Origin of the sequence: Streptomyces mangrovi, assembly GCF_900114215.1 — a bacterium.
GTDB lineage: Bacteria > Actinomycetota > Actinomycetes > Streptomycetales > Streptomycetaceae > Streptomyces > Streptomyces barkulensis.
This window is the reverse complement of sequence record NZ_FOSG01000001.1, coordinates 236,819-248,264: the sequence shown is the minus strand read 5'-3', so window position 1 is coordinate 248,264 and position 11,446 is coordinate 236,819. Positions and strand designations below refer to the sequence as shown.

15 protein-coding genes are annotated in these 11,446 nt (G+C 72.9%); 11 read left to right on the top strand and 4 right to left on the bottom strand.

Going from position 1 to position 11,446, the window contains the following annotated elements; genetic code table 11:
• Positions 1-2: 2 nt before the first annotated feature.
• The 8 genes from BM237_RS01090 to BM237_RS01055 all read left to right on the top strand — a co-directional run bounded on the left by BM237_RS01090 (position 3) and on the right by BM237_RS01055 (position 6,752).
• Positions 3-713: a hypothetical protein gene (locus tag BM237_RS01090; protein ID WP_093846770.1), complete on the top strand. Its 711-nt coding sequence runs from the start codon at positions 3-5 to the stop codon at positions 711-713.
• A gap of 119 nt (positions 714-832) precedes the next feature.
• The gene (locus BM237_RS01085; RefSeq protein WP_093846768.1) at positions 833-2,290 is read left to right on the top strand and encodes a phage tail protein; all 1,458 of its coding nucleotides are present in this window, start codon (positions 833-835) and stop codon (positions 2,288-2,290) included.
• Positions 2,291-2,408: 118 nt separating this feature from the next.
• Entirely contained in the window at positions 2,409-3,302 is an 894-nt protein-coding gene (locus BM237_RS01080) for a peptidoglycan-binding protein (protein ID WP_093846766.1), read from the top strand.
• A gap of 124 nt (positions 3,303-3,426) precedes the next feature.
• Entirely contained in the window at positions 3,427-3,678 is a 252-nt protein-coding gene (locus BM237_RS01075; RefSeq protein ID WP_093846764.1) for a hypothetical protein, read from the top strand.
• Complete coding sequence (locus tag BM237_RS01070) at positions 3,675-3,938, top strand: hypothetical protein (RefSeq protein ID WP_093846762.1); 264 nt, start codon at positions 3,675-3,677, stop codon at positions 3,936-3,938. The genes BM237_RS01075 and BM237_RS01070 overlap by 4 nt, the downstream gene beginning before the upstream one ends.
• Positions 3,939-4,115: 177 nt before the next feature.
• The gene (locus tag BM237_RS01065; protein ID WP_093846760.1) at positions 4,116-5,516 is read left to right on the top strand and encodes an FAD-dependent oxidoreductase; all 1,401 of its coding nucleotides are present in this window, start codon (positions 4,116-4,118) and stop codon (positions 5,514-5,516) included.
• 140 nt (positions 5,517-5,656) lie between these two features.
• Positions 5,657-6,349 (top strand): esterase/lipase family protein, encoded by a 693-nt coding sequence (locus BM237_RS01060; protein WP_093846758.1) that lies wholly within the window; start codon positions 5,657-5,659, stop codon positions 6,347-6,349.
• Positions 6,350-6,464: 115 nt separating this feature from the next.
• Complete coding sequence (locus tag BM237_RS01055) at positions 6,465-6,752, top strand: hypothetical protein (protein WP_412719749.1); 288 nt, start codon at positions 6,465-6,467, stop codon at positions 6,750-6,752.
• A gap of 20 nt (positions 6,753-6,772) precedes the next feature.
• Here the strand turns inward: BM237_RS01055 and BM237_RS01050 are convergent, their stop codons facing one another.
• Positions 6,773-7,144, bottom strand: a complete 372-nt coding sequence (locus BM237_RS01050) for a hypothetical protein (RefSeq protein WP_093846756.1) — start codon at positions 7,142-7,144, stop codon at positions 6,773-6,775.
• Positions 7,145-7,380: 236 nt separating this feature from the next.
• Between BM237_RS01050 and BM237_RS01045 the strand changes: the two genes are divergently transcribed.
• The 3 genes from BM237_RS01045 to BM237_RS01035 all read left to right on the top strand — a co-directional run bounded on the left by BM237_RS01045 (position 7,381) and on the right by BM237_RS01035 (position 8,592).
• Positions 7,381-7,698 carry a type II toxin-antitoxin system Phd/YefM family antitoxin gene (locus BM237_RS01045; RefSeq protein WP_139238042.1) on the top strand — a complete coding sequence of 106 codons (318 nt, stop codon included), beginning with the start codon at positions 7,381-7,383 and terminating at the stop codon, positions 7,696-7,698.
• A 193-nt stretch (positions 7,699-7,891) separates the two neighbouring features.
• The gene (locus tag BM237_RS01040; RefSeq protein ID WP_093846752.1) at positions 7,892-8,167 is read left to right on the top strand and encodes a hypothetical protein; all 276 of its coding nucleotides are present in this window, start codon (positions 7,892-7,894) and stop codon (positions 8,165-8,167) included.
• Positions 8,164-8,592, top strand: a complete 429-nt coding sequence (locus tag BM237_RS01035) for a type II toxin-antitoxin system VapC family toxin (RefSeq protein WP_093846750.1) — start codon at positions 8,164-8,166, stop codon at positions 8,590-8,592. The genes BM237_RS01040 and BM237_RS01035 overlap by 4 nt, the downstream gene beginning before the upstream one ends.
• 74 nt (positions 8,593-8,666) lie before the next feature.
• On the opposite strand, the gene BM237_RS01030 is transcribed toward BM237_RS01035, so the two are convergent.
• The 3 genes from BM237_RS01030 to BM237_RS28905 form a co-directional block, all read right to left on the bottom strand.
• Positions 8,667-9,278 carry a hypothetical protein gene (locus BM237_RS01030; RefSeq protein ID WP_245793336.1) on the bottom strand — a complete coding sequence of 204 codons (612 nt, stop codon included), beginning with the start codon at positions 9,276-9,278 and terminating at the stop codon, positions 8,667-8,669.
• Between the two features lie 325 nt (positions 9,279-9,603).
• A complete protein-coding gene (locus tag BM237_RS01025) occupies positions 9,604-9,999 on the bottom strand; it encodes a hypothetical protein (protein ID WP_245793335.1) in 396 nt (131 codons plus the stop codon).
• 81 nt (positions 10,000-10,080) lie between these two features.
• A complete protein-coding gene (locus BM237_RS28905; protein ID WP_139238041.1) occupies positions 10,081-10,752 on the bottom strand; it encodes a hypothetical protein in 672 nt (223 codons plus the stop codon).
• Positions 10,753-11,446 lie beyond the last annotated feature (694 nt).

The following is an 11,446-nucleotide window of genomic DNA, read 5'->3' as shown; positions in this document are numbered from 1 at the left end:
AGGTGGCGATCATCCCCACCGACCTGCTGGACCGGCTGCGCGAGCTGGAGCGGCAGGTGCGGGACCTGATGGGCAGCGCCAACAGCAGCCCGCCGATGAACCGCATCAGCGGCGGCGACGTCGTCATCGGCGACGGCGGCCGGCTGCGGGTGCGCACCCCCGGCGGCGAGGACCTGCTCTACCTCGGCCGCGTCCAGCCGGACCGCGTCGGCGGCGAGCCGCAGCAGGGCCTGGTGGTGCGCCGCGACGACGGCTCCCTGGCGCTGACGGTGTGGACCGGCAGCCCGGACACCCTGCCCGACCAGCCGGTGCAGATCCTCGACCGCAAGGGCAACGTGGTCGTCGCCGACGACGCCCGGCGCCGCGGACTGGCCCGCCCCTACGTGCCCTACCCGCTGCCCGCGCCGGTGGCGGTCGGCCGCTGGGAGTCCACCGCTGCGACCTCCTGGACCCCCCTCTTCCGCGGCCCCGGAATCGTCCAGCACCCCAGACTGCACTGCCGCATCGCGGCGGAGGGCGCCGAGGGCGCCGAGGTGCGGCTGCTGTGCGACGGCGAACAGGTGGGTCCGGCGGGCGGGCCGGACGGACTGGAGTTCACCGAGGTGCTCGGCGCCGACTACGGCGCGACGGTCACCTTCGAGGTGCAGGCCAGGGCGGCGGCCGGGGGCACCGTGCGCTGCCGCCCGCTGGCCTTGTACGGCGTGCAGTCCTGACCGGCCGCCGCCCCGCCCCGGCCCGCACGCATCCGCCGCCCCGCCCCGCACCCGCCGCCGGTCACGCGCCCGGCCGCGCCCGCGCCGCGTTCCGCAACGACACGCAAGGAGACATCCGCATGCTGCCCGATTCCATCCCCGTCGTCACCGTCACCGCGCGGTACCTGACCCCCGACGGGCGGCCGATGACCGGCACCGTCGAGTTCCGGCCGCCCGCACTGCTCACCCACGCCGCCACCGACGTCATCCTCGGCGGGCCGACCGTGGCCGCCCTGGACGCCGAGGGCCGCATCAGCACCGTCCTGCCCGCCACCGACGCAGAGGGCTGGAACCCGGCGCGGTGGACCTACACCGTCACCGAACAGCTCTCCGGGGTGGGCCGCAAGCGCAGCTACCAGATCGTGCTGCCCGCCGCCGAGCAGCAGGTGGACCTGGCCGACGTCGCCCCGGTGGACCCCGCCACCCCCGACTACGTCGCCGTCCCCGGCCCGGCCGGCCCGCCCGGCGAACCGGGCCCGGCCGGACCGCCCGGAGAGCCGGGCGCCGTACGGTCGGTCAACGGCCGCACCGAGGCCGACATCGTCCTGGACGCCGCCGACGTGGCCGCCGTGCCGGCTGCCTCGGCGGGCGCCCCCGGCGGCGTCGCCACACTGGACGCCCAGGGGCTGGTGCCCTCCGGTCAGCTTCCGGCCGGCACCGGCGGCGCGGTCGCCTCCGTCAACGGGCTGACCGGCGAGGTGGTGCTGACGGCCGCCGACGTCGGGGCGCTGGACCAGGCCACCGCCGACGGACGCTACCTGGCCGCCGACGACGCGCCGGTGCTCTCCGTCAACGGCCGCACCGGCACGGTGGAACTGAGCGCGGGCGACGTCTCGGCCGTGCCCGCCGGACGGGCCGTCCTGCTGGACGGCGGCCAGACGGTCGGCGGCGCCAAGACGTTCACCGTCCCGCCCTCGGTCCCCGCCGACCCGGCCACCGGAGACCAGCTCGCCCGCCGCTCCTACGTCGACGCGGTCTCGGCGGCCGGCACCTGGTCACCGGCCGCCATGGGCTTCGCCGGCTGGTCCTTCGACCCGGCCGCCACCGCGGCGACCTCGGCCCAGTACTGCATCAACGGCTGGCTGTACCTCATCGGCATCCCGCTGCACGCCCCGCACACCGTCTCCAACGTGGTGTTCTACACCCCCGGATACGTCGGCGGCACACTCGGCGCCAACTCCTGGGCCGGCCTGTACACCGGCGCCGGGCAGCGGGTGGGGGTCACCGCGCCGCTGTCCCAGGTGATCCCGGCCAATGAGGGGCGCACGATCGTCATCCCGCTCGGCGCCCCCTACGCCGCACAGCCCGGCAACTACTGGATCGCCCTGCTGGTCAACGGCCCGGCCGACAAGAACGACGGGCCCGCCTTCGCCCGCGGAGCCAGCATCGGCAACGCCCCGGCCGGCAGCGCCCGGATGCCCGGCGCGTTCATCCGGCACGGGCGGCTGTCGAGCACTGGGCAGACCTCGCTGCCCACTTCGTTCAACCCGACCAGTGTGGTCGCCGACTCCAACGCGATCTGGGCGGCCCTGTCCTGAGCACCCGTCCCGACCGCCCGCCCGACCACTCGTCCGACCGTCCGCCCAGTCCGCCCCGACCGTCCGCCCGAGCCCCGCGCCGCCCGGCGCGGGGCTCCTTTCCGTACCGGAGGTGCCCATGGCAGTACCGCTGACCCCCGGCCGGCTGCTCGCCGCCCTGCGCGACGAGGACCTGCACACCACCGAGCACCGCGACTGGCGGCGCCACCACCGCAACCACAAGGGCGCCTGGGGACCGGTGAACGGGGTGATGATCCACCACACCGTCACCCGCGGCACCGCCGCCACCGTCGACCTGTGCTACGACGGCTACGCGGGCCTGCCCGGCCCGCTGTGCCACGGAGTGATCGACAAGGCCGGCACCGTCCACCTGGTGGGCGGCGGCCGCGCCAACCACGCCGGGCTCGGCGACGGCCGCGTCCTGCGCTCCGTCATCGCCGAGACCGCCGCCCCGCGTCCGCAGAGGGACGACACCGACGGCAACGCCCGCTTCTACGGCTTCGAGGCGGTCAACCTCGGCGACGGGAAGGACCCCTGGCCCGAGGAGCAACTGGAGGCCATCGCGCGGGCGGCGGCCGCACTGTGCCGCGCCCACGGCTGGAACGAGCGCTCCGTGATCGCCCACAAGGAGTGGACCCGCACCAAGATCGACCCCCGCGGTTTCTCCATGGACCGGATGCGCTCGCGCATCGCCCGCCTCCTGGCCGCGGCCCCGCCCGCCACAGGCGGCGGAGCGGACCGAGCCCCCGGCACCACCCCCGTCCACCAGCCGTTCCCGGGAGCGCGGTGGTTCCGCGCCCGGCCCCGCTCGCCGATCGTCACCGCGATGGGACGGCGCCTGGTGGCCGAGGGCTGCTCGCAGTACGCGGTCGGCCCCGGACCGCAGTGGACGGACGCGGACCGGCGCTCGTACGCCAGGTGGCAGCGCAGGCTCGGCTTCACCGGCTCGGACGCCGACGGCTGGCCGGGCCGGACGTCGTGGCGGGCGCTGCGGGTCCCCCGGGTGTCCTGAACACACCGCCGTCGGCGCCGCGGTCACCGTCACCGCGGTCACCGTCACCGCGTCGATCCCGCGCCGCGACCCGCATGGACTTCCCGTGCGGGTCGCGCGGAGGACGTGCAGGAAAGGAAACACCATGTCACAAGAGGCCAAACGCGCCCTGCGCACCGTCGTGCAGACCGCCGTCGGACTGGCCGTCGTCCTCCCCGCCGCCGTGGACGCGGCCGGGATCCCGCGCACGCTGCCCTGGGTGGCGGGAGCCCTGGCCGCCGCCGGCGGGCTCGCGCGGCTGATGGCCGTGCCCGGAGTGCAGGCCCTGCTGCCGGCCTGGCTGCGCACCTCCCCTGAGGGTCCTTCGGCGGCGGACGGCGGAGGGGAGCGCGCATGACGGACACCGAACCGAACAGCCCCGTCGCCGTCGCCGTGGAACTGGAGCGACTGCGCGGCACGGTCGAGGCCGGCTTCGCCCGGGTGGACGGGGCGCTCGCGCTGATGGTCCAGCGCAGCGACCAGAACGACAGGCAACTGGCCGACCACGAGGCGCGCCTGGACGCGCTGGAGCGTTCCCGGTGGCCGCTGGCGAGCATCACCGCCCTGGCCGCGGTGGGCGGCCTGGCCCTCGGCGCCTGGCAGCTCACCGGCGGCTGAGTACCCCCTCAGCCCCGCCCGCGCCCGCCCGCCCGCGTTCACGCCGACCGCGCGGGCGGGGTTGGGCGGGGTTGGGCACGGAAAGGAACGGGACGAATACACAAGGTCGCTGCTCTCGCATCGCACCGCCCCACGGACCGGGGGCCGAACCGCCCCCGTACGGAACGGAGTCGACCCATGGCCACCATCCCCCGACCCGTCCGGGCGGCGGACCGGTCCCACGCCGTGGTGATCGGCGCCGGCCTCGCGGGGCTGACGGCGGCCCGCGCGCTCGCCGACGCCTACGAGCGGGTGACGGTGCTCGACCGGGACACGCTCCCCGCCGAACCGGCCCCGCGCCGCGGCGTACCGCAGAGCCGGCAGCTCCACGTACTGCTCGCCCGCGGCGCGCAGGCGCTGGAGGAGTTGTTCCCCGGTTTCCTGGAGGAACTGCTCGCGGCGGGGGCCACCCGCGCGGACACCCAGGGTGAGGCTCACTGGTACCTCGACGGCCACCTCCTGCGTCCGGCGCACTCCGGGGTGATCTCGTACGGTGCGAGCCGGCCCCAGGTCGAGCACCACGTACGCGCACGCGTCGCGGCGCTCCCCGGCGTCACGATCAGGGAGGGGACGGAGGTGCTGGGCCCGGTCACCACGCCCGACCGCGGCCGGGTCACCGGAATCCGGGTGCGCCCGCGCGCCAAGGACACCAAGGACACCAAGGAGACCGAAGAGGAGACGATCCCCGCCGACCTGCTCGTCGACGCCTCGGGCCGGGGCTCCCGGGCCCCGGTCTGGCTCGAGGAACTGGGTTACCCCAGGCCGAGGCAGACGCGGGTACGCGCCGACGTCGTCTACGTCACCCGTCACTTCCGGCGCGAACCCCACCACATCGGCGGCCGCAGCGGCGTCGCGCTGGTGCCCTTCCCCGGGTTGCCGCGCGGCGGGGCCATCGTCTCCGAGCGGGAGGACCGATTCGCGGTCGTCCTGTTCGGCCTGCTGGGCGAGGAGCCCCCGGCCGACGAGGCGGGCATGCTGGCCTACGCCGAGTCCCTGCCCGGACCGGACGTGGCCGAGGTGCTGCGCACCGCCGAGCCGCTGAACGAGCCGGTGAGGATGCGCTATCCGGCCAGCGCGCGCCACCACTACGAGAAGCTGGACCGCCACCTCGGCGGCTTCCTCGTCACCGGCGACGCCCTGTGCAGCTTCAACCCCACCTACGGCCAGGGCATGACGGCGGCGGCCCAGCAGGCGATCGTGCTGCGCGCGCTCCTCGCCCGGGACCGGGACACAGGCGGGCTGCCCCGGCGCTTCTTCCGCGCCGCGGCCAAGGTCGTCGACACCCCGTGGCTGCTGGCCGCCGGCGGCGACCTGCGCTTCCCCGAGGCGGAGGGCAGGCGCGGCCCGGCCGACGGACTGCTGGACCGGTACCTCACCCGCTACCGCGCGGCGGCCTCCGCCGACCCCGTACTGGGCCGGACGTTCCTGTCGGTGGCCCACATGCTCCAGCCGCCCACCCGGCTGATGTCGCCCGGCCATGTGCTGCGCGTACTGCGCGCGCCGAGGAGGGCCGGCGGGCCGGTGGGCGCGGAGTCGTAGAGAAGTCGTGTACGCGACAGGAATGGCGTGCACGGGTCTTGCCCGGCGCCGGTGACCGGTCAGTAACCTGCGATCCCCCCCACGATCCCACGGCGCAACCGCCTCCAACCCCCTTCCCTCCACATCCACTTGAGGTCGCAGTGAAGAAGAAGTCACTGGCCGTCGCGGCAACCGCGGCATCCGCGCTCGCACTCACCCTCCAGGCCCCGGCCGCGGCGGCCGAGGCGTCCCCCTCCGCCTACGGCCCCGGCAGCAACCCGATCCTCTTCGTCCACGGCTGGAACAGCAGCGGATCCACGTGGAACACCATGGCCGACCGCTTCCGCGCCGACGGCTGGCCCACCAGTCACCTGAAGCAGTGGACGTACAACACCGGCCAGTCCAACGCCACCACCGCCCAGCAACTCGCCACCGAGGTCGACCGCCTGCTCGCCGCCACCGGGGCGAGCAAGGTCGATGTGATCACCCACTCCATGGGCGGCCTCTCCTCGCGCCACTACGCCAAGAACCTCGGCGGCGCGGCGAAGATCGACGCCTGGGTCTCCCTCGGCGGCCCCAACCACGGCACCGACATGGCCAACTGGTGCTTCCAGACCTCCTGCACCGAGATGCGCATCGGCTCGAACTTCCTGAACTCGCTCAACTCCGGCGACGAGACACCCGGTTCGGCGCGCTACGTCACCTGGTGGTCGCCCTGCGACAGCGTCATCAACCCCGACAGCAGCGTCGCCCTCTCGGGCGCGGTCAACACCAGGACCGCCTGCCTGTCGCACTCCGGGCTGCTGAGCGACGCCACGGTCTACGGCCAGGTCCGGGACACGGTCGACAGCTGACCCCGGGGGACGTCCCCCGGCCCGCCGACCGGGGGACGTCCACCCCCAACAGGCCTGCCGTACGGCCGCGTTATCCGCTGGAGCGGCCCCCTCCGGCCGCTGTACGGTGCCCGCCGTGCCACCGCCCGCCGAACCCGGCCCGCCCCGCCCCGCCTCGTCCCCCGTCACCGCCGACGACCTCCAACTCACCGTGCGCCGGGCCGTGGACGCCCTCCGCCCGGCGCCCGCGGACGGCTGGGGACGCATGGCCGGGACCCTGGAGTGGGACTGCTGGGAGACCGTCGAGCACCTCGCCGACGACCTCTTCTCGTACGCCGTCTACGCCGACCTGCCCGGCCGCCCCGCCCGGCCACCTGGCGCTGGTACGGCGAGCCGCGCCCCTGAGCGCGTGTCCCCGAGCTAGGCACCGCCCCGCCCGTGCCTCTACGGCGAGGAGACGGCCATGGCGTGGACCCCGAGCATCACCGCCAGGGTCAGAAACGCCACGGCGCACACGGAGACCGCGTACCGCAACCGGGGAACGATCCCCGCCGCCGCGCAGACCCAGGCGCCGAGCACCAGCAGCGGAAGCCACGCCCCCGCCCGGTCGTTCACCTCGTGGCAGTGCTCGACGCGCGGACCGCTCTCACCGAAGTGGAAGGCGCAGTCGCTCCCGAAATTCTCGGTGCCCAACCCGGTGAACCCCCACCACACGGTGGCCAGCACACCGGCGAGCACCGCGAGGACCAATCCCGTCAGCCCCTCGCCCCGCTCCACAGACGTGTCGTCCTCCCCGTCGTCCTCGTCCGCACCCATCCCCTCTCCCTCCCCAGGACGATCCGGAAGCCGAGGCCCCCGAACGCCGCGTCCTCCCACGCGGCGCACCGGCGACGCCACGGCCACCGCCGGGGACGCACCCCGTGCGGTCGCGGTTCCGGCGTGCGCAGTGGACCCCCCTCCCCGGCGGGGAACAACCCGGTGAGCACCGTTGGCAGTGCGTGGAGGAAGGCGCTGGGCGACGCGCGTACCTCCCGGTGTTGTGCAGTGTGTACATGACTGCTTCACCCTGGGAGGCTGGTCGCATCCCCCTCGTCCCTCTGGCCGAGGCCCGCGCCGATCTGCCCAAACTCGCGAACCTGGCCCACTACACCGGACGCCCGACGATCCTCACCCGCTACGGGAAGCCATGGGCCGTCATCGCCCCCGTGTCCGCCCTCGCCCACCTCGCCGATGCGCCCCCCGAAGGCAGCGAGGACGTGGTGGAGGTGTCCGAACGCCTCGCCGCTCTGGGAGGGAGCACCGTGACTTCGGAGAGCATCCTTGCCGCACTGCGCGACATCCGTGAGGAGCAGGGGGAGGGCGAGGCGTGACCGTGGTGGACGCGTCCGCCGTCGTGGAACTCCTCACCTGACACGTTCCACGCGGTGGGACCGAGGACTATCACGCCTTGGGGCGCTTGGACGGAGGCCGGCTCCGGGCGCAAAGCTGTGAGCGGGCGGGCGGAAACCCGTAGCCTGGGGGCGACAGTGCTACGCCACCCGACCAGTTGCGGAGGGGATGCCGATGACCACAGCTCCCAGCGGTGGGCCCCACCCGCCGTCCCAGTCGTCGTCGCATCCGCTGCGGACCATCCGTGACATCCGGGAGTCCCTCCCCGAGGACCAGCGTCGGCACTTCGACACGGAACTCACCGATACGGAGATCGAGGCGCTGCCCGAGATGCTCCACCGCTGGGTGACGCTGAGCAACGACGGCTTCGAGGAGTTCCTGCTCTCCGCTCCCTTCGAGGGGCTGGACTTCGGCGCCCGCTCCTACGACGAACATGCGGACACTGAGTGATCTACCTGCTCGACACCAACGTCGTAGCCGAACTCACCACCCGGGCGAGGCCTGACCCACGCGTCATGGCCTGGTTCCGGTCCACGGCCAGGCCCAATCGCTTTCTGAGCGTGATCACCGTTGCCGAGATCGAGGCAGGGGTGGCCGCCACTCCGGATCCCGTACGGCAGGCCCGCTACGCCCGAGCGCTCGCCGCGGTACGGCACGAATACCACGACCGCGTCGCGTCGATCGGCGGGCCGGAAGCGGCCGCCTACCTTGCGATCCACAAGACGCTCAAGGCCGCCGGTGCGGGCATCGACCCACCGGATGCCCTGATCGCCGCCACCGCCCTGGCCAACGGCTGGACCGTAGCCACCCGGAACGTCAAGCACATGGCCCGGACCGGGGCCCTGGTGATCAACCCGTGGGAAGAGAAGCTGTAAGCGGCACCCGTGGTCACGATTCACTCTGTTGACGCCGAACGCGGGGCGGTTCATCAGCCACATGGACCGGCTTCTCAGGAGACGTCCCGACCACGGCTGACCGCTGCCGTTGACGCCGGTGTAAGACGTGGAGTCCCGGACCGTAGTCGGTTCCGGGGCTCCGTGGTGTGGCAGGCGATGGTCTCGGGGCCTCGGCGCTCGACCAGTTCGCGGGCCGCACGAAGGGCTTCTTCCTTGAGCTGCTCCAGCGAGGTGCCCCAGCTCTCGTCCCAGTCCGCCAACCGGATGGCACACATGACGACCGGCCGCAGTTCCTCGGGATAGTCGAGGTCCATCGCGACTTCGGCCCAGATCAGATCGGCGCCAACTGCCGGATCCAGAGAACCGTCCACGACCTGATCGGCCAGCCAGTAGGCCAGGGCCCACTTGGCGGCGGTCGGGTCCGCGGGAGCCTCGAAGCCGATCCCCAGCTCATCCTCCACGTGGTCGAACAGCTCCCGAGCACAGTGCTCCTCACGGCGACCGAGGCCGGCCAGGAGCGGAAGCGACGGCGAGTCGACGTCGGCCAGGAGTGCGTCGACGGCGGCTTGGATGAGGCGGTCGGAGCCGACGTGCCGTCCGAGAGCGCGCGCCTGCGCGAGTGTTCTCAGCTGCTTAAGGGCCTGGGCCTTGGTGACACCTGGCACGTCTAGCCCCCGTTGATGTCAGTCGTGGATGTCAAAGGCCACCTAGGAACGTTCCTAGGTGGCCTTTGCGCTGGTGCCCCCGGCAGGATTCGAACCTGCGACACCCGCTTTAGGAGTTTTCCCTGGATGGGGCTGTGACCTGCGGAAACGCGACTCGAAGGGGGTCTGAGCAGGGAAAACGCTCCTCCGCGGTTCTCACGTGTTCACGGTGCTTCCCGTCCTCGTGTGTGCTGAATACGTGTCGGTGGGTGCTGCTCTGTCCAGCGCAGGCGTGGACGGCTCGGCGGATGTCGGCGGGCAGCCGGAGGGAGGCACAGGCGTCTCGTCAGACCTTCTCGATTCGCACGGAGTGGCCTGCAAGGAGCTGGTTCATGTCGTCGGTGTCGGAGGTGAAGACGGCTGCTTCGGCTCCCTGCGCGGCTTCCCGCCCGGCCACAGCTGCCAGGGCGGCGTCGATGGCGTACTTGCGCCCGTGCAGGCCGGCGGCCTTCAACATGTATCGTGCCAGGGAAATCACCTGCTCGTCAGTGTGGACGATGCGGATCCGGGACAGCGTCCAGTTCCACAGCGCCTGCCGTGACGCTTCGCGCGGGTCCCATGCCTCCAAGGTCGTGAGGGCTGAGGTGTTGATCGGGATGTCGAGCTGCGGAGCCGTCTTGATCAGCGCGGTCATCTCCCGATCGCCCTGAACCGCCTTGGAGAGAGCCTCGGAGTCGAACACGAAGACGCGCTGTCGCGGCCGACGCAGCTTCGCTCGGGCGGGACGGCTCACGCGGCCGCACCAGGACGCGACTGCTGCTCGTCATGCCAGCCGTCGATGGCGGCGATGCGGTCCAGCGCTGCTTGCTGCTCGTCGTCCGTCACGGCGCCGTGCTCCTCCTCGAGACGTTCGGCCAGCTCCCGCAGCCGGTCCATGGCGTCCTGGTGAGCCGACCCCGGCCCGGTCGGGGTGGGCGGGCCTGCCTCCGAGGTAGTCGCCGCTGCCGGCGGTGCCGTACTTCTCCGGTCCGCGTTCCACCTCGCCCGGCCCCGGCCTCAGCGCGATCCGGAACCCGACGGGCGCCAACTCCTCGTCGGGACCGAACCGCCACAGCGCGCGTCCCGTCGTCCCGGGCGGCCCGATGACGGCGAAGTCGGGGCTCCGGCCGCCGGGCTGGACGAGCAGGACGGCCTCACCGCCCTCCGCGTCCAGGCCACCGGTCTCGTAGTCGTCGCAGGACAGCAAGAGGTAGGCCCTCCGCCTCTCCTCGCCGGGCTCTGCGGGGACCGGGAACTGCCCGACGAAGTCCAGCGGCTCCCCCGTCCTGGGGTACGCGGGCCAGCGGGGCTCGTCCAGCCACGCGGGGGCGCTACCCAGCTTGGCGACGGCCTCGGTGAGGGGCTCCTCGGCCGGTTGGAGGGTCGTCTCCGGCCGGGGAAGGTATGCGGCGTCGTGCGGGCCTTCGACCCCCTCGCCGGGGCGCGGCAGCGGCATGGCCGGACGGTGGCTCCGGGCTCCGACAGCCGGGGTGAGGCTCGCGCGCCCAAGGGGGGAGTGGACTCCAGGTGGACTCCGGGCCCGTAGTGGCACGTGCGTGGCACGGAAGCGGACACGCGGAAGGGCCGGTTGCAGAGGATCAAGCCTTGCGAACCAGCCCTTCGTCGTGTGCCCCCGGCAGGATTCGAACCTGCGACACCCGCTTGAGGAGTGAGATCGAATCCTTGCCGGGGGTGCCTGGGCATGCCGCGTGGTGTTGTTCTGCCTGATCAGCGCCTCGCGGCATGAGGGGAGGTCCACTGTGTGACGGCTCGTCCCGCGCCGTCCGCTCACGCAGCGCTCACGCGTGCCGGACCCTCCTATCTGATGAGGGTTGGGGCTCCCCTTCCGGTGAGTCCGGGGGAGGATTCACCCGGGGAGCTGCCGGGGCTGGGAGGCCGCGGTGCAGGTATACATGGTATCCATGCGCACCGCCGCAGGTCGCAGGTCGCTGTCATGGACGAGGGCGTCCGGATGGCGGTGAATCGGAACGTGCCCGATGGGCGGGAACCGGTGCTGGGGCGCTTGGTGATCTGCGGGTGGGCACGCCGGCTGCATCTGAGGCAGCGTTCGTCTGGGGCTGACTGGAGCATTGCCGCTGTCGGCAGCCTCCCGACCGGTGTGGGCGACGTGCTGGAGTCCATCGATGCAT

Coding starts and splice junctions, on each gene's coding strand:
- BM237_RS01065 (WP_093846760.1), top strand. CDS start 4,116: ATGGCCACCATCCCCCGACCCGTCCGGGCGGCGGACCGGTCCCACGCC.
- BM237_RS01070 (WP_093846762.1), top strand. CDS start 3,675: ATGACGGACACCGAACCGAACAGCCCCGTCGCCGTCGCCGTGGAACTG.
- BM237_RS28905 (WP_139238041.1), bottom strand. CDS start 10,752: ATGCCGCTGCCGCGCCCCGGCGAGGGGGTCGAAGGCCCGCACGACGCC.
- BM237_RS01040 (WP_093846752.1), top strand. CDS start 7,892: ATGACCACAGCTCCCAGCGGTGGGCCCCACCCGCCGTCCCAGTCGTCG.
- BM237_RS01045 (WP_139238042.1), top strand. CDS start 7,381: ATGACTGCTTCACCCTGGGAGGCTGGTCGCATCCCCCTCGTCCCTCTG.
- BM237_RS01080 (WP_093846766.1), top strand. CDS start 2,409: ATGGCAGTACCGCTGACCCCCGGCCGGCTGCTCGCCGCCCTGCGCGAC.
- BM237_RS01085 (WP_093846768.1), top strand. CDS start 833: ATGCTGCCCGATTCCATCCCCGTCGTCACCGTCACCGCGCGGTACCTG.
- BM237_RS01075 (WP_093846764.1), top strand. CDS start 3,427: ATGTCACAAGAGGCCAAACGCGCCCTGCGCACCGTCGTGCAGACCGCC.
- BM237_RS01050 (WP_093846756.1), bottom strand. CDS start 7,144: ATGGGTGCGGACGAGGACGACGGGGAGGACGACACGTCTGTGGAGCGG.